We start from the raw sequence: 24,692 nt of genomic DNA, 5'->3' as shown, positions 1-24,692 counted from the left end.
GCTCTTTGATAGGAAGTGTAAAGATGGACGCTGCAACTAATTTCTTTCATTTTTATTACGATGCCGTTCGCGCAACGGGAAGTGCTGTCATTGCACAGGCATCATTTAGCGTTGCGCGATGTGTCATCAAAAGGAGGATTTGGTAGCGGATTTTTCCTGCATACCGAGCATTGCTGCAGACGCGGGGTCGCCTGAATTCAACAGCATGCGACGCAGCATACTTTTCAGGAAGCCTACTTCCTCTGGCGTAAATCCGCTCAGCAGCTTGTCGAGCACCTTCGTGAAAATGGCGGGAATCTGCGCGGCAAGCGTGCGGCCTTCCTCAGTCAGCGCCAGTCGGACAACCCGCCGGTCCTCCTCGCTGCGCAAGCGGGTAATGAGTCCGCGCTTTTCCAGGCGGTCGATCAGGCGCGTCACGGCGCTCGCGTCGATCCCGTATTCGCGGGCGAGATCGGCAGCGGCGAGGCTCCGGCCGCTTGCCAGCATGAACATGATGCTGGCTTGCGTGCTGGTGATGCCGAGATCGGCCATCGTGAGTTGCGTGACGTTGTTCCACAAAGTAGAACGGACACGGCTAAGCAGGTAACCCACGCTTTCGCTGAGTTCGTAGCTCGCAATCTCGGGAATCGGCTGGGGGGTGTCGCTCATGGATTCTCGTGCGCTTGCAATAATTGACTATGCAACATTATAGAATCACATAGTTGACGCGGCAAGCACCTCGGTAGACATGTTAAGAATCTTCTTAAATTACAGTTTCTTGACGACGGTGTTGTTATTTTGAGATTCGCGCGAAGCCTGCCGAGGCCCGTCGCAAGCCATTGACGCCGGTTTTCGACTGTCCTGAAATAGGAAAGCGCTTCCGGGTTATGTCCTATTGCACGATGGGGAGGAAGAGGACACGGCGGCGTGTTACACTCTCGGGTTCCCATCGCGCCGAGTGCGGGGGGCGTGGAGGTTTTTTCTGAGTCGGCTTATAACAAGCCGATTCTTTGATTTGACCCCGCGGCCTGCTGCTTGCACCCACCCACGGCGCTCAACTGTAAGTACAAGCTCCTCAGCCTCCTATGACTCGCGCCCTCCGCAATATCGCCATCATCGCCCACGTCGACCACGGCAAGACTACGCTCGTCGACCAATTGCTCCGCCAGACGGCCACGTTCCGAGAGAACCAGGCCGTCGTCGAGCGCGTGATGGACTCGAACGACATCGAAAAGGAACGCGGCATCACGATCCTGTCGAAGAACTGCGCGGTCGAGTACGAAGGCACGCACATCAACATCGTGGACACCCCCGGACACGCCGACTTCGGCGGCGAAGTGGAGCGTGTGCTGTCGATGGTCGACTCCGTGCTGCTGCTGGTGGACGCCGTTGAAGGTCCCATGCCGCAAACGCGCTTCGTGACGAAGAAGGCGCTGGCGCTGGGACTCAAGCCGATTGTGGTGATCAACAAGGTCGACCGGCCGGGCGCGCGTATCGACTGGGTGATCAACCAGACGTTCGACCTGTTCGACAAGCTGGGCGCTTCTGAAGAACAACTCGATTTCCCGATCGTCTACGCATCGGGCCTGAACGGTTATGCCGGACTGAACCCGGACGTGCGCTCAGGCGACATGCGTCCGCTGTTCGACGCCGTGCTGGAACACGTTCCGGTTCGCCCGGCTGATCCGGATGCACCGTTGCAGTTGCAGATCACCTCGCTCGACTTTTCGTCGTACGTTGGCCGTATCGGCATTGGCCGGATCACGCGCGGCCGTATCAAGCCGGGCATGGCTGTCGCCGTGCGCACAGGTCCTGACGGCGCGATCCTGAACCGCAAGATCAACCAGGTCCTGTCGTTCAAGGGTCTCGAGCGCGTGCAGGTGGAAGAAGCCGAAGCCGGCGACATCGTGCTGATCAACGGTATCGAGGAAATTGGCATTGGCGTGACCATTTGCGCCGTGGATACCCCGGAAGCGCTGCCCATGATCACCGTGGACGAACCCACGCTGACCATGAACTTTTTGGTGAACTCGTCGCCGCTGGCTGGCCGCGAAGGCAAGTTCGTGACAAGCCGTCAGATCCGCGACCGCCTGTTCAAGGAACTGAACCACAACGTGGCGTTGCGCGTGAATGAAACCGGCGACGAAACCACGTTCGAAGTCATGGGCCGTGGCGAATTGCACCTGACCATTCTTGTGGAAAACATGCGTCGTGAAGGCTACGAACTCGCCGTGTCGCGTCCGCGCGTGGTGATGACGGAAGTTGACGGCGTGAAGCACGAGCCGTACGAAAACCTGACCGTCGACATGGAAGATGCAAACCAGGGCGGCGTGATGGAAGAGCTGGGCCGCCGCAAGGGCGAAATGCTCGACATGGCGTCGGACGGCCGTGGCCGTACGCGTCTCGAGTATCGTATTTCGGCTCGTGGCCTGATCGGCTTCCAGTCGGAGTTCCTGACGCTCACGCGCGGCACGGGTTTGATGAGCCACACGTTTGACTCGTATCAGCCGGTGAAGGAAGGCGGTGTTGGTGAACGTCGTAACGGCGTGCTGATTTCGCAGGACGACGGCGCGGCTGTTGCCTACGCTCTGTGGAAGCTGCAGGATCGCGGCCGCATGTTCGTGTCGCCGGGTGATGCGCTGTACGAAGGCATGATCATCGGCATTCATAGCCGCGACAACGACCTGGTCGTGAACCCGATCAAGGGCAAGCAGTTGACCAACGTGCGTTCGTCGGGAACGGACGAAGCGGTGCGCCTCGTGCCGCCGATCCAGATGTCGCTGGAATATGCGGTTGAATTTATCGACGACGACGAACTGGTCGAAGTTACGCCGCAATCCATCCGCCTGCGTAAGCGTTACCTGAAGGAACACGAGCGCCGCAGCGCCAGCCGTAAGGGCGCAGTGGACTGATCGAATGCCGGCGCGTTGAGGGACCACGGTTCCTGAGATCAACGCGGCAGGCATGACAAAAAGCCGTTCCGGGCATGCCCGGAACGGCTTTTTCGTTGTGTATCCTATGCTGCAACACTTTGTTTGGTTACCGGTTTAATTTTATCTGCGGTGCGATTACATTCCCGAGCCGCCGGCTGCGAAATGACCAAAGTGTTGTAGCAACTCTGGAGGCTCAAGTTGATTAATGGGCGGGGCGGGAACGGTGGTTGTCGGAGGCAGTGAACCATAGTCGCCGCTATTGGCGGGCGCAAAGTTAAGGACGATGTTAGGCGCGGCGATGTCACCATCTTCGTTATATGCTGAATCCATATAGCTTCTCAGGGATGTTTGCATCTGATCCAGGCTGTCGTACGTAAAAACACCGTTGTTCGGGTCGAATACCTGATATCGATCCGGCGAGGCGTAGCCGTCACCCTGTGTGTCCTGGGGGAGGCGCTGCACGAGCAGTACATGACCACTAGGCTCCGGCCCCATCTGGTCAGCCCTTTGAATGCCCACACGAATGTAAGCGAGGCCGCCCAACGGCATGTCGGATGTGCTGTCGATAAGCCCGTTTATACGATTTTCACGCGACGATGTGCCGTCCGGGTTGAGATTCACGGTCGATGATTGGCGGTAGTTGCTCAGTCCGAGCGTGCCCGGGTTGTGCTGGTATCTCTCAATCCTTCCATAGGTATCGTCTCGAGCGGTTGTTTTGCCGTCCATATCGGTGACCATGCTGCTGACTGCCGAGCTCAAGCCTTGTGTTGCTGTGCCGTAGGCGCGGTCAACGCGACGCATTGCTTCGCGAGCGATGCCCTCACATGTTCCCCGCCCCTCCTCACCCCTTGTCTCTTTACGATCGAATTGGTCGAATAGCACGTGTGATGACGCATTGCCTTCGAGGGCACTGCCACCCCGGCATTCGCGAAAGTCCGACTTTGCGCACGCGCCTAGGACGGCGCCGCGCTTCTCGCGGCTGAGTGGCTGATCTGCCTTCGCGTCAACTTTTCCGGCTCCAGTCTGGGAGCTGCCAGTTGCGCTGCGATGGGCGATGGCTGACTGGTCAGGTGTCGCAATGGAGGATCGATTTGCGAAGCTGTGTTCGGGGAACATCTTTGTCTGAGCGGACGGTGCTGTCGCGGACGACGATTGTTCTGCGAATGGTCCAGGGGATATCGCTGACGTAGATGCACTCGTGTACTGGGTGGAAACTTCCATTTTCTGCTCCGCTTGGAATCCTAAGAAAATATAAGGTGCACAGCATGCTGATACGCAGCGGTCCGGGCTATCCCCACTTCAAGGCGACGCTGTCGGAACCGTTTTGCGTACATCCAGTGTGTGGAAAATTTCACGGGCGAGGTGCTGAATAGATATGACGGTGCCGCGCTGCCGATCAGGAGGCATCAGCGAGCACGGCCTCTCGCCAGTCATTGAGCAGGTGGATAGCTCCGTGAGCTTTCCGCTTCCCGGTGGTATGCTATCCGAAATTGTTGCCCGATTCGTCGCCGGGTCAGCGCCCCGAACTTGTCAGTGGCGGGCTTCGCTACAGACCGGAATGGGGATCTTCGGGATCCCTTGCTCCATCATTGCCCTGTGGAGATGGCTGCATCAATGTTGGTGGCTCGGGCAATTGGAGGGACGGAGGGACGAGGGTTGGTTCGGGCAATACAGGGTTCTCACGCACCAATCTGCGCGGGTTATAGAATATGGCGCGATCCGGCGTAACTGTGGCGTGAATTTCTGTATAGGCTGTGTCCATATAGTTTCGCAATGCGGCGTTCATGGCGGCTTGCGTGTCGTACTCGAACGTACCGTTGTTCGGGTCGAAGATAATATAACGATGATCAGGTGGGGCTCCGTCGGGGTGCGGCACGTCGTGATTCCGCTGGATCAGGATCGCATGGCCGTTATCCTCCTGGCTCGTCGCGCCGGGAGTTTGAATGCGTAGGCCTACGAATGCAAGCGCCCCCGGAGGCATCGAGTTCAGGCGGTCAATGAGGCTATTTCGGCGATCCTCTGGCGACGATGGGCCGTGTGCACTGAAATTCACGTCCCTAGATTGCCCGTAAATCCGTAGTGCAAGGACATTTCGGTTGTGCTGGTATGTGTCGATATAGTGGAAGATGCCAGATTCTCTCGCCGTGCTGCTGGTGCGCATATCACTCCGCATGCTGAAGACTGCGTCCGTCAAATCTATCGCGGATCTGGCAACATAACTGCGGTCAATGCGACGCATTGCTTCGCGAACGATACCTTCGCAGGTTCCTCTTCCATCATCACCTCTGGTCTCTCTGCGGTTGTTTTGATCGAACAACACCATTCTCCCCGCACCGTCTTTGAGGGCTTCACCGCCCCGGCATTCCCGAAACATCGAGTTCGCGCACGAGCCCAACACGCCGCCGCGCTTTTCCCGCATGGCTGCTGCTGTCTCGTCAACGCTTGGGTACTTATTGTCGGCGTTAGCCTGGGAGCGATCAGATCCGAGATACCGGTGATGCTCCAATTCTGTAGGCTCGAGACTATTTGCGTCGACACTGCCTGGCACGCTTGTCGTTGGGGGCAGCGAGCCCCAGTTCGGTGCATTAGGTGGACTAAAGAACTGGATCTTGTTTGGCGTTGCAACGTTATCGTCCTCCGTATATGCCGAGTTCATGTAGTCTCGCAAGGCGCCTTGCATCTTGTCCAGACTGTCGTAGGTGAATGCACCGTTATTCGGGTCGAAGATCGTGTACTGATCCGAACCGGTCCGTGCGTCCGCTGCAGGAAGGTGCTGCAAGAGCAGAGCGTGGCCGCTAGTCTCTGGGCCTGTTGCATCAGCGCTTCGAATGCCTGCGTTAATGTATGCGAGGCCGCCCCTGCGCATAAAGGAAACGCTGTCGACCAGGCCGTCTACGGCATCCACGTGTGACGTCCTGCCGTGCGGATTCAGATCCGCGTTCGAGGACTCGCGGTAGTTGCTCAGTGCCAAGGAGCCAGGCTTGCTCTGAAATGCCTGAATTCGGCCGTAAATGTTGGTTCGGTCTGAGCGGCCGCTGCTCATCTCGCCCCTCATGTCGATGACAACCGATCGTAAATTTGATGTTTCGCCTCCGTAATTGCGGTCAACACGACGCAGTGCTTCGCGGAGAATGCCATCGCAAGTTCCACGTCCGTCATTGCCTGCCGTCTCTTTGTGGTCGAATTGATCGAATTGCACGTACGAGGAGGAGTTCGCTTCGAGAGCTTCGCCGCCGCGACATTCACGAAAGGCCGATTTCGCGCATGCGTCCGGCGCGCCACCGTGCTCTTCCATAGGGAGGGTGTCGTTGGGGTGTGACAAGCCTGCGCCAACATAAGGCGGGGTGCGACCGATCGGTTCGGGATCTCGCTTGGACAACCCGTCATTCGGCTTCACTGCGAATTGAGCTGAAGCATGGGCCTCCGGAAATACCTTTGGTTGGGCGCGCGGTCCGTTCGCGGCTGGCGCTTCGTCTGCGAGCGTGTCTGGCGCCATGGTCCGTGCGGATGTACTCGAGTATTGAGTCGTGACTTCCATTTTGCTGCTCCATTGTGGCAGTGGCGAACGGCGTGAGGTCGGACAAGCGCGCCGGTACACAGCGGCATCGGCGATCTGCGCTGCTGGGCGCCAACGCCGCAACCGTATTGCGTGCCTTCAGTGTGTGGAAAATCGTGTGAGCGAGGTGTTGAATAGTTATGCACGGCGATGTGCACGGCCGTTCAGGATCCAAGAGCGAGCGTGTACTCAGTAGCCGTCCTGCGCCGATTGCGATTGCTTCCGGCAACTTCTCGGATGCCGCGCCCAGGGCGCAGCAAAAACTCGGTCCAGGGTGGGAGAGCAGTGCCGCGCGTCATGAGAATATGTCCGAAAGCCTCATGGGACGGGCTTCCGCGGCGCCATGCCTGCTATCTGGAGTATCTGTTATGTGCTATGCTATCCGCGATGCCAGTTTTAGGTCCTTCCAAGCAGACTTGATTCGCGCAATCCGCTAAACGGTCAGGCCGTGTTGCGGAAGGTTGAGTAACCCGCTATTTCTCGAGAAACTCGAAGAAAGGTGAGCGTAAAAATGATGAAGAATCCCCAGCTGAACTCTTATTTGTTCGGCGGTAATGCCCCGTATGTCGAAGAACAGTACGAGGCATATCTCGATAATCCCGCGTCAGTGCCCGAGACCTGGCGTACCTATTTCGATGCGCTGCAGAACGTGCCTGCATCGGATGGGACGAATCACAACGACGTGGCCCACGGCCCGATCGTCGAATCATTCGCGCAACGCGCGAAATCGAACGGCTTCGTGCCGCGCGAGAGCACCGGTGATCTGGCGACCGCGCGCAAGCAGGTCTACGTCCAGTCGCTGATTGGCGCCTACCGTTTCCTCGGCTCCCAATGGGCCAACCTCGATCCGCTGAAGCGCCGCGAGCGCCCGGCCATTCCTGAGCTCGAACCCGCGTTCTACGACTTCACCGAAGCCGACATGGACCAGGCGTTCCATGCACAGAACCTGTATTTCGGCTTCGAACAGGCATCGCTGCGCGAGATTGTGAAGGCATTGCGTGACACGTACTGCGGCACGATCGGCGCCGAGTTCATGTACATCAGCGATCCGGAACAGAAGCGCTGGTGGAAAGAGAAGCTCGAATCAATCCGCTCCACCCCGAATTTCTCCCCTGACAAGAAAAAGCACATTCTTCAGCGCCTGACGGCGTCCGAAGGGCTCGAGCGTTTCTTGCATACGAAATATGTCGGCCAGAAGCGTTTCTCGCTGGAAGGCGGCGAAAGCTTCATCGCGTCGATGGACGAAGTCGTGCGCCACGCGGGCGCTGCCGGCGTGCAGGAAATCATCATCGGCATGGCTCACCGCGGACGTCTGAACGTTCTCGTGAACACGCTGGGCAAGATGCCGGCTGATCTCTTCGCCGAATTCGAAGGCAAGCACGTCGATGACCTGCCGGCCGGTGACGTGAAGTATCACAAGGGTTTCTCGTCGGACGTTTCAACCGATGGCGGCCCGGTGCACTTGTCGCTCGCGTTCAACCCGTCGCACCTTGAAATCGTGAACCCGGTGGTCGAAGGGTCGGCGAAGGCGCGTATGGACCGTCGCGGCGACATCGACGGCCTGCAAGTGCTGCCGGTCCAGATTCACGGCGACGCGGCGTTTGCCGGTCAGGGCGTGGTGATGGAAACGCTGAACCTCGCGCAAACGCGCGGTTACGGCACGCATGGCACGCTGCATATCGTCATCAATAACCAGATCGGCTTCACGACGTCCGACCCGCGCGATGCGCGCTCGACGCTGTATTGCTCGGACGTGGCGAAGATGATCGAAGCGCCGGTGCTGCACGTGAACGGCGACGATCCGGAAGCGGTCGTGCTGTGCACGCAGCTGGCTATCGATTTCCGCATGCAGTTCCACAAGGACGTGGTTGTCGACATCATCTGTTTCCGCAAGTTGGGTCACAACGAGCAGGACACGCCGGCGGTCACGCAGCCGCTGATGTACAAGACGATTGCAAAGCATCCGGGTACGCGCGCGCTGTACGCTGAAAAGCTCGTGCAGCAGGGCGTGATGACGGCGGAAGACGCTGACGGTTACGTGAAGGCGTATCGCCAGGCAATGGACGACGGTCATCACACGGTCGATCCGGTGCTCTCGAACTACAAGAGCAAGTACGCGGTGGACTGGGTGCCGTTCCTGAACCGCAAGTGGACCGATGCCGCCGACACCGCCGTGCCGCTGGCCGAACTGAAGCGTCTGGCTGAACGGATCACCACCGTTCCCGATAACTTCAAGGTGCATCCGCTGGTCGAGCGCGTGATCAACGATCGCCGCGCGATGGGCCGTGGCGAAGCGAAGCTCGACTGGGGCATGGGCGAGCATCTGGCTTACGCGTCGCTGGTGGCGTCGGGTTATGCCGTGCGTCTCACGGGCCAGGACTCGGGCCGTGGCACGTTCACGCACCGTCACGCCGTGCTGCACGATCAGAATCGCGAACGCTGGAACGACGGCACGTACATTCCGCTGCAGAACATTGCTGAAGGTCAGGCGAAGTTCACGGTGATCGACTCGGTGCTGTCGGAAGAAGCGGTGCTCGGTTTCGAGTACGGTTATTCGACCGCTGAACCGAACACGCTCGTCGCATGGGAAGCACAATTCGGCGACTTCGTGAACGGCGCGCAAGTCGTGATCGACCAATTCATCTCGTCGGGCGAAGTGAAGTGGGGCCGTGTTTCCGGTCTCACCATGCTGCTGCCGCACGGTTATGAAGGGCAAGGTCCGGAGCATTCGTCGGCGCGTATCGAACGGTTCCTGCAGCTGTGCGCGGACCACAACATGCAAGTGGTCCAGCCGACCACGCCGGCGCAGATTTTCCATCTGCTGCGCCGTCAGATGATCCGCTTGTTCAGGAAGCCGCTGATCGTCGCTACGCCAAAGTCGCTGCTGCGCCACAAGGAAGCGGTGTCGGATCTGTCGGAACTGGCGAAGGGCTCGTTCCAGCCGATCATCGGCGAAGTGGATGCCGTGATCGAGCCGAAGAAGGTCAAGCGCGTGATCGTGTGCTCGGGTCGCGTGTATTACGACCTCGTGGCGCATCGTCGCGAAGCGAAGGCGAACGACGTCGCGATCATCCGTATCGAACAGTTGTATCCGTTCGCTCACAAGCAATTCGACGCGGAAATCAAGAAATACGAAAACGCGAACGAAGTGGTCTGGGCACAGGACGAGCCGCAGAACCAGGGCGCCTGGTTCTACATCGAGCACCATCTGCGTGAAGGCATGCGTGAAGGACAGAAGCTGGCGTACAGCGGCCGTCCGGCATCGGCATCCCCGGCGGTCGGCTACTACGCGAAGCACTACGAGCAGCTGAAGGCGCTGATCGAAGGCGCGTTTGGCCGGTTGAAGGGCGCGCAGACGATCTCGAAATAAACGGCTGTAACCGGGGTGTCGCTGTTGGCGGCTCCCCGGTTTTTCATGCGCTGTCCTGTGATTCGAGTTTCGATTTTGAACGTGAAATGCAGACGCAGCGCTCGACGTTAGTTAGGCGCGCGTGGCATTTGCACGTTTCGGTCACCCAAGAATTGACGGCGTCGAACTCCTCAAGAATTGACGTTGTACCCAGATACATTCAGGAAAAAACATAATGTCTATCGTAGAAGTCAAGGTTCCCCAGCTCTCTGAGTCCGTGTCTGAAGGCACTTTGCTGACGTGGAAGAAAAAGCCGGGTGAAGCAGTTGCCATTGACGAGATTCTCGTCGAAGTCGAAACGGATAAGGTGGTGCTGGAAGTGCCGGCACCGGCTGCCGGCGTGTTGGGACAAGTGATCAAGCATGACGGCGACATAGTGACGGCCGAAGAATTGATCGCGACGATCGATACGGAAGCGAAAGCGGGCGCAGCGCCAGTGGCTGCCGCCGCAGGCGCAGCTGAAGTGCAGCCGGCACCGGCCGCGCAACCGCAACCGGAAGCTGCAACGGCTTCGGCCAGCGCAACGGCAAGCGCTTCGAACACGTCCGCTTCGCCTTCCGCTGCGAAGATCCTGGCCGAGAAGAACGTCTCGAGCGACCAGGTTTCGGGTTCGGGCCGCGATGGCCGCATCACGAAGGGCGACGCACTGGCTGCCCCGCAAGGCGCGCCGGCTGTTTCCGCTGCTGTGGCGGCGCCTGCTGCCAAGGCCGCTGCTCCCGCCAAGGCTGCCAAGCCGTCCCTGCCGGACGTGAAGGCGCCGGGCGCCGATCAATGGCTGAAGGATCGTCCGGAACAACGCGTGCCGATGTCGCGCCTGCGCGCACGTATCGCCGAGCGTCTGCTCGAGTCGCAGCAAACCAACGCCATCCTGACCACGTTCAACGAAGTGAACATGGCGCCGGTGATGGACCTGCGCAACAAGTACAAGGACAAGTTCGAGAAGGAACATGGCGTGAAGCTCGGCTTCATGTCGTTCTTCGTGAAGGCTGCCGTCCACGCGCTGAAGAAGTATCCGCTGGTGAATGCATCGATCGACGGTAACGACATCGTCTATCACGGTTACTTCGATATCGGTATCGCTGTCGGTTCGCCGCGTGGTCTCGTGGTGCCGATCGTTCGCAATGCGGATCAACTGAGCCTGGCTGACATCGAGAAGAAGATTGCCGAATACGGCTTGAAAGCGCGCGACGGCAAGCTGTCGATCGAAGAAATGACTGGCGGTACGTTCTCGATCTCGAACGGTGGTGTATTCGGTTCCATGTTGTCCACGCCGATTATCAACCCGCCGCAGTCGGCCATTTTGGGCGTGCATGCAACGAAGGAACGCGCAGTGGTCGAGAACGGCCAGATCGTGATCCGTCCGATGAACTACCTGGCGCTGTCCTACGACCACCGGATCATCGATGGCCGTGAAGCCGTGCTGTCGCTGGTCGCGATGAAGGATGCGCTGGAAGATCCGGCGCGCCTGCTGCTGGACCTGTAAATCCCGCGCTGGCCCTTTAAATCTGGCAGTAGAACCTTATTTGGGACTCATGGCGCGTTCGGTAGGCCCGGACGCGTCGCGTATCCAACAAGAGAAGGATAGTCATGTCCAAGGAATTTGATGTCGTCGTGATTGGTGCAGGCCCTGGCGGGTACATCGCGGCGATTCGCGCAGCGCAACTCGGCAAGTCGGTTGCGTGTATTGAAAGCTGGAAAAACCCGGCCGGTACCCTGAAGCTCGGCGGCACGTGCCTGAACGTGGGCTGCATTCCGTCGAAGGCGTTGCTGGCATCGTCGGAAGAGTTTGAAAACGTTTCCCATCACCTGGCCGATCACGGTATCAACGTGGGCGACGTGAAGCTGGATATCTCGAAGATGCTCGCCCGCAAGGACGGCATTGTCGAGAAGATGACGAAGGGGATCGAGTTCCTGTTCCGCAAGAACAAGATCACGTGGCTGAAGGGTCACGGCAAGTTCACCGGCAAGACGGACGCCGGCGTGCAGATCGAAGTGAGCGGCGAAGCGGAAACCGAAACCGTGACGGCGAAGAACGTGATCATCGCGACGGGATCGAAGGCGCGTCATTTGCCGGGCATTCCGGTCGACAACAAGATCGTTGCCGACAACGAAGGCGCGCTGACGTTCGACGCCGTGCCGAAGAAGCTGGCCGTGATTGGCGCGGGCGTGATCGGGCTGGAACTGGGTTCGGTGTGGCGCCGTCTGGGTGCGGACGTAACCGTGCTCGAAGCGTTGCCGGCGTTCCTCGGCGCATGCGATGAGTCGCTCGCGAAAGAAGCCGCGAAGCAATTCAAGAAGCAAGGTCTGGACATTCATCTCGGCGTGAAGATCGGCGAAGTGAAGACGACGGATTCGAGCGTCTCGGTCGCGTACACCGACAAGGACGGCAACGCGCAGACGCTCGACGCTGACCGCCTGATCGTGTCGATCGGCCGCGTGCCGAACACGGACAACCTCGGTCTGGAAGCCATCGGCCTGAAGACGGACGAACGGGGTTTTGTTCCTGTCGATGACCATTGCGCGACGAGCGTGGCGAACGTGTACGCAATCGGCGACGTGGTGCGTGGACCGATGCTCGCGCACAAGGCCGAAGACGAAGGCGTGCTGGTGGCCGAGATTATCGACGGTCAGAAGCCGCATATCGACTACAACTGCATTCCCTGGGTGATCTACACCGAACCGGAAATTGCGTGGGTCGGCAAGACGGAACAGCAGTTGAAGGCCGAAGGCCGCGAGATCAAGACCGGCCAGTTCCCGATGATGGCCAATGGCCGCGCGCTGGGTATCGGCAAGGCGGATGGGTTCGTGAAGATGATCGCGGACGCGAAGACCGACGAGCTGCTCGGTTGCCACATCATTGCGGCGAACGCGTCGGACCTGATCGCTGAAGCCGTGGTGGCGATGGAGTTCAAGGCGGCATCGGAAGATATCGGCCGGATCTGCCATCCGCACCCGTCGTTGTCCGAAGTGATGCGCGAAGCCGCGCTCGCCGTCGACAAACGCGCGCTCAATATGTGAACGTAGCAACACGCGGCATAGTTTGAGCAGCAGGACGAAGGCGGGCGGGAGTTTTCCCGCTCGCCTTTGTTTTATCCACGGCCTTTGCTCCCTCGGCTCATTTGGCCCACTTTAGGGCACCCGGTCCCTCGCACCATGAACGTCAACGAATACTACGAAAACGAACTGCAGACGCGGGGTTACCAGTCGGACGCAGCCCAGCTCGCGGCGGTCGAACGCTTGCAGCGTTGCTACGACGAGTGGGTCGGCTACAAGGCGCGCCGCTCGAATGCGTTCAAGAAGCTGCTCGTGCACCCGGAGTTGCCGCGTGGCGTCTACATGTGGGGCGGTGTAGGGCGCGGCAAGAGCTTCCTGATGGACAGCTTCTTCGCGGTCGTGCCGGTGCAGCGCAAGACCCGCCTGCATTTCCACGAGTTCATGCGCGAGGTGCATCGCGAGCTGGAGGAGCTGAAAGGCACGGCCGATCCGCTCGATGAACTCGCGCGACGCGTCGCGAAGCGCTATCGCTTGATCTGCTTCGACGAGTTCCATATCTCGGATATTGCCGACGCCATGATTCTCTATCGGCTGCTCGACCGCTTGTTTGGCGCCGGCGTGCAGTTCGTGATGACGTCGAACTACGACCCCGACTTGTTGTATCCCGATGGGTTGCATCGCGACCGGCTGCTGCCTGCCATTGAGCTGATCAAGTCGAAGCTGGACGTGATCAATGTTGATGCCGGCACGGATTATCGTAAGCGGACCTTGTCGCAAGTGACCGCGTATCACACGCCGCTGGGCGCGGCCGCCGACAAGGCGCTGCGTGCCGACTTCGCGAAGCTTGCTGCGGTGCCGGACGAGAGCCCGCTCCTGCGCATCGAGAAGCGCGAACTCAAGGCGCTGCGCAAAGCCGATGGCGTCGTCTGGTTCGACTTCGCCACGCTCTGCGGCGGCCCGCGTTCGCAGAACGATTACCTTGAGCTGGCGAGCCGCTTCCATGCGGTGATTCTCTCCGAGGTACCGAAGATGTCGCCACGCAACGCATCGGAGGCACGGCGTTTTACGTGGCTGATCGATGTGTTCTACGACCACAAGGTGAAGCTGTTGATGTCGGCCGCGGTGCCAGCGGAAGAACTGTACGTGGAAGGGCCGATGGCCAACGAATTCGCCCGCACGGTGTCGCGGATCACCGAGATGCAGTCGAAGGAGTATCTGGAGTCGGAGCGGCGGCTGGTGGATACATCGCTGACCTGAAGCAACGTCGGCCGAACGGACGAGTTGACAATGCGAGACTCATAATTTCGAGGTCAGCTTACTGCTGTAAGGCTTCGGGCCGTATTTCAAGATTCGGACATGTCTTATTCCGGGGTTTCGGGCGGATCGGTATCTTCTAATCACTTACTTGTGACTGGAGAAAACCATGAAGCCTTACCGTGATATGTCCGACGAAGAATGGCAAATGGTGGCGCCGCTGCTGCCTGAGTTGCGTCCCCGTTCCGAACTGCGCGGACGTCCGCTTGCCAACACCCGCGCCGTGCTCAATGGCGTGCTCTGGGTGATGTACAGCGGGGCTTCATGGTCAACGTTGCCGCGCAAATATCCTTCGTATCAGACGTGTCACCGGCGCTTCAAGGCATGGCATGACTCCGGCGTGCTCGCACGTGTGATGCAGCAGTTGTTCGGTTTGGCGAGTGAAGGTTTGTACTCGTTGATGACCTCGCGCATGCGGGTGCCGACCGAGTTGCCTGAGGGATTCGGCGCTCGTGCGGTTGCGACCGATGAAGTGCACGGCGACGCGCGGCCAGTGCTCGTACCGCAGCCTGCGGTTACCCCGGCCGGGCCGGTCGAATACGTGCGAGGCGGTGTGCGTCACGCGGCTTGATGAGGGAAAGACGACTCGGGAGAAAATTCGAGAAACGCTCGCTCGTGTACAAAAAACCCGGCTGGAAACCTTGAGTCTCCAGCCGGGTTTTCTTTCGCTTCATGCGTTCAGTCACGCGTTCAGTCATGCGTTCAGTCGTTCAGTCAGCCAAGGCGTTTTTACTGTTGCCGAATCCAGGTTTGCGAGCGTCCGAGCAGCGACACGCCTATATATCCGCGCACCACGAGTTTCTGGCCGCCGTCGTCCAGATGCATCTTGCATTTGTACAGCTTGCCGTTCTCGGGGTCGAGGATCTGGCCGCCGTCCCACGTGTCGCCATCGGCTTTCATGCCGTCGATGATGGTCATGCCTTTCATCAACTGGTCCTTGCGTGAATCCGTGCAGGCGGTGCAGCGGCGGTTCGGATCGTCGTTGCTGCCGAGTCCGGTGAGGATCTTGCCGGTGAGCGTGCCGTCACTGTCCTGGACGATCTGCACAAGCGCCTTGGGCTGACCGGTCTTGTCGTCGATGGTTTGCCAGAGTCCCGTGGGCGATGCGGCCTGCGCCATGCTCGTTGCGGCCGAGGCGAGCAGTGCACCGGCAAGCAGGATGCGTCCGATATGCCGATGCGCGCGCTGGGTAAGTCCTCTCATGCTGCCTCCTTGAGGTAAAACGTCTCTTGATATGTTGACCATGTTGTCATTATTGCCGGCCGCGCAGGGCGCAGCGTGCCGCACAGAATACGACAAAGCATGGGGAGCGTTTTGTACAAACCCTCTAGTCGGGCAGGTTGTTCGTCAGAGTCTTCCCATGTCAATTGAATTGGTAGGAAAAGGTCGCGTTGACGCGCGGGCTCCGCGATCCGTTGCCTTCCACCGGGGCGTCGCCAACCGGTTTCGCCAGCGATAGATCCAGGCTGTAGTACCTGGCGTCGGAGATCCGGAAGCCCACGCCTACTGACGCCAGGCGGCTCGGTTTCGAACCGGCGGCGTGAAGATACGTGTGGGCGGTATCGACGGAAACATAGGGCGTGAAGGTCTTCATGAACGCCAGCCCGATTGCAAACGGCCGGTTGATTTCCGCCGACGCGGCCCAGCCCGAATCGCCCGATGCTTCTCCCGGCTGGTAACCGAGCGCGAAGCGCTGCCCGCCAAACGCGATCTGCTCGGACGTGGGCAGGGAGTCCGCGCTGTACTGCCCGGTCGCCGCAATCGACGTGCCGATCTTGAACGGCCATTCATTGGTCTGCGAAACCGTGGCGCCCGTGCGCACGAAGGTGAGCGATGCCGGGTTGGTCGTGACAACACCGGGAATGTTGGTGTCCGCTGACTTCGAGGCGCCAAGCACATCGAACGCTTTCGCGACGTTCAGGCTCGCACGCCGGACCGTGCCTGTATCCACGCCGGTGTAGTCGAGTTGCAACGTCGTCACGCGCACTTGCGAGCGCTGGCCCAATTGTGCGCCCGTGATGGTGTTCTTGTAGCGGTCCTCGTCGTGCGATGCGTAGGCGCCCACCGTGCCGATCAGGCTGCGCGTATTGCTCAACACGAACGGATACGACGCGGACAACCCGACCTTGTCGTTGACGACGGTGCGCTCGACGTAGGAGGGCAGGCCGGGGTTATCGACTGGATGTCCATAGTAATGCGAAGCATCGGCCTTGACGGTGAAGCCGTCGGTGCCTATGGGCAATGAACCGTTGACATCGAAATAGGTTTGATCATTGCGGCCCTTCGGCAGCAGTGCGGAGGCGCCGAGCGTCTCGCCCTGGCCAAGCAGGCCATTCTCCGTCGCGGTCACAATGCCCTGCACGCCCGGATGATTCATGTCGATGCCGGTCGCGATGTTGAACGGCTTGCGCTCGACGTCCAGTTCGAGCGTGGTCGCGCCGTCGGTGGTCTGTGGCGGCGCGACGGTCGCCGCGATCTTCACACCGGGCGTGAGGCCGAGCACATTGACGTAACGCTCGAAGGTTTCCTGCCGCAACGGACGGTCGGCACGGATTCGGTCAGCGATCGCGCGAATGCGTTTTTCGGCGGTGCCGGGATCGCCCTTGATCTTGATATCGGCTACGTAACCTTCCACTACCGTGATGCGCACCACACCATTTTCAAAGGTCTGCGCGGGCACGAACGCGAAGGAGAGCGCGTAACCCCGTTCCTTGTAAAGCGCGGTCACACCGTTTGCCGTCTCCATTAGTTCGCCGATGGTGACGTCCTTGCCGACGAGCGGGGTGAAGCGTTGCGAGACTTCATCGAAGGGAATGGCTTTTACACCTTCCACCTCGATCTTTTGCGGCGTCAGATGACGTGCAAGCAATTCCTGGATGTGCGGGGTTTGCGGCTGGACATCGACGGTAACCGCCGGTGGTTTTTGCGGCGCGTTCACTTGCGGCAACGCGTCGAGCGGATTGCCCGCCAGAGCGGGACGCGCAACCTGTGCGCTGGTCTGTGCCTGAGCGGCATGCGTCGCCACCGCCGCGAGCAGCAGCGTCCATTTCCATTCTTTGGTATTCACGGTACGGCCCTCGTTGGCTTTTTTCGTGCGAACTGCTGAGGAGCTTGGGTCGACATGACCCGAGGTCCTGCTGCGTTCGTCATCGTTTGATGCTGGGTCCTGCTTCTGCTGCATGCCTCTGTATTACGGCTCCTTGCGGCTATAACCTTTGGCTTTATTCGTTACTCTCTCAACCTAATTTCACTCACGCTTTTCATAGCTAGTTTATCGGTTCTCCTCTCTTTTTGCGCTTGCCTTCACTTTGTCGGTATCAAAATGAGATCCGTCCGGATAAGAAGCCGGCGCCGGGAACGGCGCCGGGGAAAACGAGGTCTTGCCGGACACTGAAAGGATCAATGAGGGATTTAGGTACCCGACCTCCTTGTCGCTGGGACGTGACTACAGGATGCTTCAAACCGTGAGCCGAACCTGGGGCGGTCCGGTTCACGGACCAGGTGAGCCTCAGGACATCGCTCCAGGCGAGAAATCCCGAGGCCCAAGCGTTGCGGCGGCGTCTATTTCACTTGTTATGGGTGCCGAGCAGGCCGCCCAGCAGCGAGTTCACGCCGCCCAGCGGGTTGCCCGCCGAGCTGCTGCCCGCGCTGCCGCCCGTGGTGCTCGATAGGCCCACCCCAACGCCTACGCCAGTGGTGGTGGTCGTTGCGCCGCTCGACGGCGATTTCGTCGTCGTGGTCCCCGCGCCTACGCCTGCACCTACGCCCGCACCGGTACCCGACGCCGCGCCCGTCAAGCCACCTGTCAAGCCGCCCACGAGGCCCGTCACCGATGCCAGCGGGTTGCCGGCGGAACCTGCCGAGCTACCCGATGTTGCGCCGCTCAGCGCACCCGTGGTAGCGCCGACTACGCCGGCGATGGGTGTCGTCACGCCGGTAGCGACAGCGCCCACGGTGTTCGTCAAGCCGCCGAGCAGGCTTGCGAGAGGCGCGGCCGGGCCTGAACCCGATGCCGCACCCGCGCCGCCCACGGCCCCCGTCAAGCTGCTGACCAGGCCTGTGACGGGCGCCAGCGAACCGGCTGCGCCAGGTGCTGCGCCAAGGCCGCCAACCGTGCTCGCCACACCTCCGACAAGACCCGTGACAGGAGCCAGCGCACCGCCCGTTCCGCCCGTGCCGCCGATGCCTGTCAAACCACCCGGCAAGCCGCTCACCAGGCCCGTGACGGATGCGAGAGGACCACCCGATCCGCTTGCCCCAGCCGAGCCGCCGGTCAGGCCTGAGAGAATGCCTGTGACCGGGGAGAGGGGACTGGCGCCCGGTGTGCCGTTCACAAGACCGCCGGCTGAGGCAAGCGTGCTGCCCGTGGCCGAAACAACCCCGCCAAGACCGGTCGCGAGGGGATTCTCACCCGTCGATGCGACCGTGCCGCCCGTCGACTTCAATACGCCACCGAGCATGGTGAGCAAGTTGTCGGCGGGTGCACCGAGACCGGTTGCGGAGCCGACGGTCTGCGTGAGCGAGCCGGCCAACGCCGTGATCGGCGTGATTGCCGTGCTGACCTGCTGCGTGACCTGGCTGACTGCGCCTGTAGAAAGCGTCGTGCCGAGCGCACCGCCGGCTTGCGTGACCGCGTTGCCCAGGGTGCCTACCACGCTGCCCACCGGCGTTGTCACGGGAGCAAGCGGGGAGAGCGCGCCACTGCCGACGCTGGTGACGAGATCGCCGGCACTGCTAACGGCAGCACCCGCTTGTTGAACCACGTTGCCGGTGCTCGCGAGCGTCGTGCCCACGGGGTTAGCGCTCGAACCAATCTGGCCCAGCCCTTGCGAGACGCCGTTACCTAGCGCATCGACTGCATCGCCGAGATGCGAGACCACGCCGCCTGCCGCCTGTGTCGTGCCGGAGTTGACGCCGGGGATGTTTGCGTTGCCGACTATCGTGCCTACGCCCGTCACTGCATTGCCTGCTGCCGATACAACATTGCCCGCTCCGCCGGCTACGGCCGCTACCGGGGTCGTGACCGACGTTCCGCCGCCTGTTCCACCACCCGTACCGCCGCCGGTGCCGCCGCCGTTGCCACCCGTTCCTCCACCCGTGCCGCCGCCAGCCACTGTTCCTCCGCCAGAGCCTGTACCTGCGCCGCCAATTCCCACGCCGCTACCTGAACCCGTGCCGGAGCCGCTGCCATCGGTGCTTGCTCCGCCGCCGGCCGTGATGCTTGCGCCGCCGCTGCCGTCACCGGCGCCGCCTGATCCGCTACCTGTAGCACCGCCGGTACCGCCGACGGTCGGTATCGCTCCGGATGCCGAACTGCCCAATTGTTTGCTGGTTGAGCCCGAGCCGCCGCAGGCGCCAAGGCTCAGCATGGTCGCGATAGCCGCAGTGAGAATGGTGACGCGCAATGCGCCGCTGTGGATTTGATTGGTCTTCATAACGCCCTCGAATGGTATTTTGTTTTTTGCTTTTGGAACTGCCATCGTCTTATTGCAGGACGCGTGCCATTTGAATGAAGAAAGATGAACAACGTGGTTTGCACGGCGGGTTAACCAGACGGTATAAAGCCTGGCCTGGCTTTGCCCGTGGTCTGAAGTGACCGGAGAAATGGAGCGGCGCCGCTTTGAGGTGTCACGTAACGTAACGTGCGGCTGAGGCCGTTACGCCTGAAGCCGTAACGTGCGTAACGTGGATCAGGTGCGTTACCTGTGCGGCTGTGCGCTCGACTGCGCACTCGATATTTAACGTTTGACTAGTCAGGCACAAATCAAACATCTGTCTTTTACGGCACTGCGAGGCATTCATTCAGCGGTAGTGCGAACGATTGCCAATTTCGGAAGTCACTGAGTAATCCAAATAACGCTCATGAAACTAGAGAGTACACGCTAGATAAAAATACATAAAGTTAATGAGGAAGAGTCCCGTTAACCAGGCACTTAACCGTCGAGCCGTTTGATTGATTTCGACAAAAAATGACGGATCGCGGCAAGTGTTTGAGTACAAAGTGTTGTTGTGGCACAAAGTCTATCGATCAAGGGTAACAACTGACGAGGTTATTGCGCGTTCCCTGTTGATTTCAAGATAGCGTTCGGCTATAAATCGTTTCAGGGATGCATCATTTAACATCCTGACCGATTGGAGGTTTCATCGACTACCCATCTAGAACCTGAGAGAAACGGCAAGTGAAATCGCGCGCCATGACGCGCATCCAGGCAAGCGGCGCTACGCCGGCGGGGAAGAGAGAACCCGTTGGCGGCGACCCAGAAAAAAATGCCGGATCATTTGCCACATAGCCATTAAAAATATCCGAGGAACAGCATCATGTCTAATTTCATCAAGGGCTTCGTCAAAGACGAACGCGGCGTCACCGCTGTTGAATACGCACTTATTGCAGGCCTTATCACGGCGGGTCTCCTGATATCCGTGGGCGGCCTCGTGACCAAGTTGACCACCGTGTTTGCCGATATCGTGGCTGCGCTCTAGCGCAACGGGCTTCGCGGCGACGGGCATCTGGCATCACATTCTTCTCGCCAGCAATTAATTGACTATGCCGGCTTATTCGCCGGTATAGCAGGTTTCCTGCGTGTTGTTTGCATTGATGCGAATCACATGCAGGAGAACTGCTGCGCGCAGTTGTGACGCCGGGCTTTTCTAATCGACTGCTTTAAAGAGCGGCCGACGGGATTAGTTTGCCTGGCCGAAGCGAATCCATCTCATGATTAACGCCGCGTTATTCATCGGCTGGGCACTCACGGTCGTTTTATTCGATTGCCGGTCGCGCCGCATACCCAACTGGCTCGTCATTGCGGGGCTGGCGGTGGCTTGCGTGCTTGCGGCCAGCCGCCATTCACCATTTCACATCGACCTGTCCGATGCCGCGCTCGGTCTCACGGTCGGGCTGCTTGCGCTCTTGCCGTTCTATCTGATTGGCCTGATGGGCGCCGCCGACGTCAAGGTGTTCGCCACGCTCGGCGCCTGGTGCGGTTTTCACGCGTTACCCGCGCTGTGGATCGTGGCCAGTCTTGCCGCCGGCATGCATGCGCTATATCTGCTCGCGTCGGCGGTAATGGCAGGGAGGCGCAAGAGCGCCGCATATTCATTGGAATCCTCACCAAATTCCGATGGTCAACTGAACGGTCCTCACGACGTCGACCGATTCGGAAGCGGAGCCAAACGATCATCCCGGTACACCTTTATTGTCGGAGGCCGCCGGGGAGCACCGTACGCTGCGTTGCTCGCGGTGTCCGCAATAGGAAAGCTGACGCTGCACGTCCTGGAGGCCGCCCGATGACTCCTTTCAAATCTGCGCGGTCCGCTCCGGCCGCCTATCGGCGTGATCGCCCGCATTCCGTCGCCGATGCCGTCACCCCTATCAAACCGCTCAACGCCCGGCGCCGGGCGCAGCGCGGCACCATGGCGGTGGAATTCGCCATGGTGTTTCCGGTGTTCTTCCTGGTGTTCTACGCGATCGTCACCTACAGCATGATCTTCGTCGCGCAGCAATCGCTTACGTTGGCGGCGTCAGAGGGAGCACGGGCGGCGCTGCGCTACCAGCCAGGCGCAACGAGCGCATCCGCCGCACTCGCGCTGCGCGCGAGTGCGGCTTGCGCAACGGCGACGGGTCTCGTGAACTGGCTCGCGGGCAGCGCTCCGTGCACCGCGACGTATGCAGGCTGCAGTTTCGACGCCACGATGCAATGCGTGAACGTCGCGCTCAACTACAACTACGCGAAGCGCCCGCTTGTGCCCGCGCTGCCTTTGATCGGGCTGCCGGTGCCAGCGAGTCTCACTGCAAGTGCAATGGTGCAACTGAACCCGGAGAACCTGTTTTAGGCTGTGTTCCCGCTTGAAACAACCAGGACGAGCATGGCTAACATTACCCGCATCCTTGCTGTTTCGCTGATCGTGCTGGCCGTGGTGCTTGGCGTTTTCGCGTGGTCGCTCTCGCGTCGTCCCGCAGTGCCGGCACCGCAAATCGTCCAGGGCCAGGCGAGCTTTCCGGTGGTCGTCGCCACACGTGACCTGCCAGCGGGCAAGCCGATCGACACCAATGCACTGAGCTTGCGGATGGCGCCATCGCGTGGTGCCGGCGAGTTTGCCGATGCCGCCGGGCTCGCCGGGCGCGTGCCGCTCGTCGCGATTGCCGCCAATACGCCGCTCTCCGAGGCAGAGCTCACCACCGGACTCGCCGACGCCATCGCGCCCGGCGAACGAGCGATAGCGGTGCGGGTCGACGAAGGTAACGCGGTGGGTAACCGGGTGCGGCCCGGCAATTTCGTCGATGTTTTCTTCATGCTCAAGCGCGACATGTCCGCCGGCCCGGGCACGAATGCGGAAGTGGACGCGACGCAAGCGCGGCTGTTGTTATCGAGAGTCCGTGTGCTCAGTTTCGGCGATGCGAGCCTTCCCGGCACGTCGGACGCCGACGCCGCGGCTAACGCGGCCAATGCCCCGCGCAGCGGGGGTGCGCGTACGGCGGTGCTGGCCGTGCGTGTGGCGGATATCGACGCGCTCACGCTTGCCGAAGGCGCGGGCCGCCTGGTGCTGGCGCTGCGCAATCCCGCCGATACGGACACAGCCGAACCGCTTGCCATGGCGCCGCTTCTGGCATCGATAAGGATGCCGAAGAATGATGCGTCGCGTGCCGCGGCGGGCCTGTCGCTGGAGGCGCTGGCGGGTGCCGGCGGCGAGCGGCCGGCGCGCACGCCGGTCATGCCGCCTTTACCTGGCGTGCCGTCGATGCCTTCGATGCCTGCGGTACGCACGCCGCGCGTCCAGGCGGCGTCGAATGATCTTGAGCTCATTCGCGGCGCCCGCAGGGAAAAAGTGACTTACTGAAAATGATGACCGTGCCGTAAACAAATGTAGAAGGACGCGTAGCAGCCAGCATCAAAGGGAAGGTCGGGGCCATGCCGCCGTATGGCGACATTGCGGTACGCAGTCGATATATAAAAATCATGAAAGCCATGGGTTTCCATCGAGGACGCAGCGTCTCTGGCGCACGTCGATTATTGCTCGCCGCGCTGGTATGCACGTGCGCCACGGCTCCGCTCGCCGGTGCGAAGGTTACGGGGACTGCAGCAAGCGTGACCGGCCCCGCGGGGTCACGGGTCATCGACATCGTCGTCGGTAGCCAGAAGCAGATCGCGACGGGCCGCACGTTGCAGCGCGTAGCCGTGGGAGACCCCGCGGTCGCCGATGTGCTTTGGCTCAAGAGCAATGGCGGCGCGAACGGCGGTTTGCTGCTGGTCGGAAAAAGCGCGGGACGCACGGAGCTGATGGTGTGGGAACGCGCTCAAGCCGCGCCGCGCACTTATACGATCAATGTCACCACGCTTGCCGCCCGCGAGTTGCTCGGCCACGATACTCCCGACGTGAACGTGCTCGGCCGCACGGCGGTAATCACCGGGTCCGCCGCGAGCATGCAATCGCATCAACTTGCAGTGGCGGTGGCGAAAGAGTCGGTCGCGAAAACCGCAGGCTCGCCGGATACGCAGCCGGGTTCAGCCGGCAAGGACTCAGGGCCGCAAAGCGATAGCTCATCCGGCCCGCTTGCAACCGCGGGAGACAAGGGCGCCGTCCTCGATGTATCGACGATAGCAACCAGTCCCGTCGTCCAGGTCGACGTGAAGGTGGTCGAGTTCAGCAAGAGCGTGCTGAAGGAAGCGGGCTTCAATCTCTTCAAGCAGAACAACGCGTTTGCGTTCGGCACCTTTGCGCCGTCATCGATGACATCTTATACAGGCGGCGCGACCACGAATTTGCAGGTCGCCTCGGCGTCGCCCATCAGCAGCGCCTTCAACCTGATCGTGAACCTGGGTTCTCGCGGTATCTTCGCGAACCTCAGCCTGCTCGAATCAAACAACCTGGCGCGCGTGCTGGCCGAACCGACGCTCGTCGCGTTGTCGGGACAAAGCGCGAGCTTCCTCGCCGGCGGCGAAATTCCGGTACCGGTGCCGCAGTCGCTTGGCACGATCAGCATTGTCTACAAGCCCTACGGTATCGGGCTGACGGTGACCCCGACCGTGCTCGGCGCCAACCGGATCGCGCTGAAGGTCGCACCGGAAGCAAGCCAGCTCGACTTCCAGCACGCGCTGACCATCAACGGCATTTCCGTGCCGGCGATCACTACGCGGCGAGCGGATACGACCGTCGAACTCGGTGATGGTGAAAGTTTCGTGATTGGCGGCTTGATCGATCGCGAGACGTCATCGAACGTCGACAAGGTGCCCATGCTGGGTGATCTGCCGGTCATCGGTGCGTTCTTCAAGACCCTGCAGTACACGCAAAACGATCGTGAGCTGGTGATCATCGTGACGCCGCACCTGGTCTCGCCGATTGCGAAGGGGGCGGTCCTTCCGGCCACGCCTGGCGAGCAGTCCGAACGGCGCGACGGACCTGTGTGGCGTTCGTTCATTGGTGGTTTTGCATCGCGTGAAGCGGTGCCGGGATTCTCTAAATGATGGTCGTCCTGTCTGACAAGGAACGCTGCGGGCAGGTGGCGAATACG

17 protein-coding genes are annotated in these 24,692 nt (G+C 60.4%); 11 read left to right on the top strand and 6 right to left on the bottom strand.

Annotated features, from left to right (window positions below):
* Positions 1 to 126 precede the first annotated feature (126 nt).
* Positions 127 to 648, bottom strand: a complete 522-nt coding sequence (locus ACSOSP_RS05930) for a MarR family winged helix-turn-helix transcriptional regulator (RefSeq protein ID WP_031358945.1) — start codon at positions 646 to 648, stop codon at positions 127 to 129.
* Between the two features lie 416 nt (positions 649 to 1,064).
* Between ACSOSP_RS05930 and typA the strand changes: the two genes are divergently transcribed.
* Positions 1,065 to 2,891 (top strand): translational GTPase TypA, encoded by a 1,827-nt coding sequence (gene typA / locus ACSOSP_RS05925; protein ID WP_455310070.1) that lies wholly within the window; start codon positions 1,065 to 1,067, stop codon positions 2,889 to 2,891.
* Between the two features lie 156 nt (positions 2,892 to 3,047).
* Here the strand turns inward: typA and ACSOSP_RS05920 are convergent, their stop codons facing one another.
* Complete coding sequence (locus tag ACSOSP_RS05920) at positions 3,048 to 4,133, bottom strand: hypothetical protein (RefSeq protein ID WP_455310069.1); 1,086 nt, start codon at positions 4,131 to 4,133, stop codon at positions 3,048 to 3,050.
* 325 nt (positions 4,134 to 4,458) lie between these two features.
* Entirely contained in the window at positions 4,459 to 6,450 is a 1,992-nt protein-coding gene (locus tag ACSOSP_RS05915) for a hypothetical protein (protein WP_455310068.1), read from the bottom strand.
* A 529-nt stretch (positions 6,451 to 6,979) separates the two neighbouring features.
* Between ACSOSP_RS05915 and ACSOSP_RS05910 the strand changes: the two genes are divergently transcribed.
* From ACSOSP_RS05910 to ACSOSP_RS05890, 5 genes are all read left to right on the top strand, one after another.
* A complete protein-coding gene (locus ACSOSP_RS05910; protein ID WP_455310067.1) occupies positions 6,980 to 9,838 on the top strand; it encodes a 2-oxoglutarate dehydrogenase E1 component in 2,859 nt (952 codons plus the stop codon).
* 214 nt (positions 9,839 to 10,052) lie between these two features.
* On the top strand, positions 10,053 to 11,360 hold the full coding sequence (gene odhB / locus ACSOSP_RS05905; protein ID WP_455310066.1) for a 2-oxoglutarate dehydrogenase complex dihydrolipoyllysine-residue succinyltransferase: 1,308 nt from the start codon (positions 10,053 to 10,055) through the stop codon (positions 11,358 to 11,360).
* Positions 11,361 to 11,464: 104 nt separating this feature from the next.
* Entirely contained in the window at positions 11,465 to 12,895 is a 1,431-nt protein-coding gene (gene lpdA / locus ACSOSP_RS05900) for a dihydrolipoyl dehydrogenase (RefSeq protein ID WP_455310065.1), read from the top strand.
* 135 nt (positions 12,896 to 13,030) lie between these two features.
* Positions 13,031 to 14,128, top strand: a complete 1,098-nt coding sequence (gene zapE / locus ACSOSP_RS05895) for a cell division protein ZapE (RefSeq protein WP_455310064.1) — start codon at positions 13,031 to 13,033, stop codon at positions 14,126 to 14,128.
* Between the two features lie 166 nt (positions 14,129 to 14,294).
* Entirely contained in the window at positions 14,295 to 14,756 is a 462-nt protein-coding gene (locus ACSOSP_RS05890) for a transposase (RefSeq protein ID WP_455310063.1), read from the top strand.
* 158 nt (positions 14,757 to 14,914) lie between these two features.
* Here ACSOSP_RS05890 and ACSOSP_RS05885 read toward each other — a convergent pair whose 3' ends face one another.
* The 3 genes from ACSOSP_RS05885 to ACSOSP_RS05875 all read right to left on the bottom strand — a co-directional run bounded on the left by ACSOSP_RS05885 (position 14,915) and on the right by ACSOSP_RS05875 (position 19,620).
* On the bottom strand, positions 14,915 to 15,388 hold the full coding sequence (locus ACSOSP_RS05885) for a DUF2147 domain-containing protein (protein WP_455310061.1): 474 nt from the start codon (positions 15,386 to 15,388) through the stop codon (positions 14,915 to 14,917).
* A 160-nt stretch (positions 15,389 to 15,548) separates the two neighbouring features.
* The gene (locus ACSOSP_RS05880) at positions 15,549 to 17,252 is read right to left on the bottom strand and encodes a ShlB/FhaC/HecB family hemolysin secretion/activation protein (RefSeq protein ID WP_455310060.1); all 1,704 of its coding nucleotides are present in this window, start codon (positions 17,250 to 17,252) and stop codon (positions 15,549 to 15,551) included.
* A gap of 499 nt (positions 17,253 to 17,751) precedes the next feature.
* Positions 17,752 to 19,620, bottom strand: a complete 1,869-nt coding sequence (locus ACSOSP_RS05875; protein ID WP_455310059.1) for a collagen-like triple helix repeat-containing protein — start codon at positions 19,618 to 19,620, stop codon at positions 17,752 to 17,754.
* 883 nt (positions 19,621 to 20,503) lie between these two features.
* On the opposite strand from ACSOSP_RS05875, the gene ACSOSP_RS05870 reads away from it, so the two are divergent.
* The 5 genes from ACSOSP_RS05870 (at position 20,504) to ACSOSP_RS05850 (ending at position 24,645) form a co-directional block, all read left to right on the top strand.
* Positions 20,504 to 20,665, top strand: coding sequence for a Flp family type IVb pilin (locus tag ACSOSP_RS05870; protein ID WP_455310058.1), 162 nt, complete (start codon positions 20,504 to 20,506; stop codon positions 20,663 to 20,665).
* Positions 20,666 to 20,897: 232 nt separating this feature from the next.
* Positions 20,898 to 21,473 carry an A24 family peptidase gene (locus ACSOSP_RS05865; RefSeq protein ID WP_455310056.1) on the top strand — a complete coding sequence of 192 codons (576 nt, stop codon included), beginning with the start codon at positions 20,898 to 20,900 and terminating at the stop codon, positions 21,471 to 21,473.
* Positions 21,470 to 22,015: a TadE/TadG family type IV pilus assembly protein gene (locus tag ACSOSP_RS05860; protein WP_455310055.1), complete on the top strand. Its 546-nt coding sequence runs from the start codon at positions 21,470 to 21,472 to the stop codon at positions 22,013 to 22,015. Before ACSOSP_RS05865 ends, ACSOSP_RS05860 begins: the two co-directional genes overlap by 4 nt.
* Positions 22,016 to 22,048: 33 nt before the next feature.
* Positions 22,049 to 23,020 (top strand): Flp pilus assembly protein CpaB, encoded by a 972-nt coding sequence (cpaB, locus tag ACSOSP_RS05855; protein ID WP_455310054.1) that lies wholly within the window; start codon positions 22,049 to 22,051, stop codon positions 23,018 to 23,020.
* Between the two features lie 128 nt (positions 23,021 to 23,148).
* Positions 23,149 to 24,645, top strand: a complete 1,497-nt coding sequence (locus tag ACSOSP_RS05850; RefSeq protein ID WP_455310053.1) for a type II and III secretion system protein family protein — start codon at positions 23,149 to 23,151, stop codon at positions 24,643 to 24,645.
* The last annotated feature ends 47 nt before the right edge of the window (positions 24,646 to 24,692 follow it).

The sequence above is a fragment of the Caballeronia sp. KNU42 genome (assembly GCF_053760385.1).
Note: the sequence above shows the minus strand (reverse complement) of the source record. Positions and strands in the feature narration are given on the sequence as shown.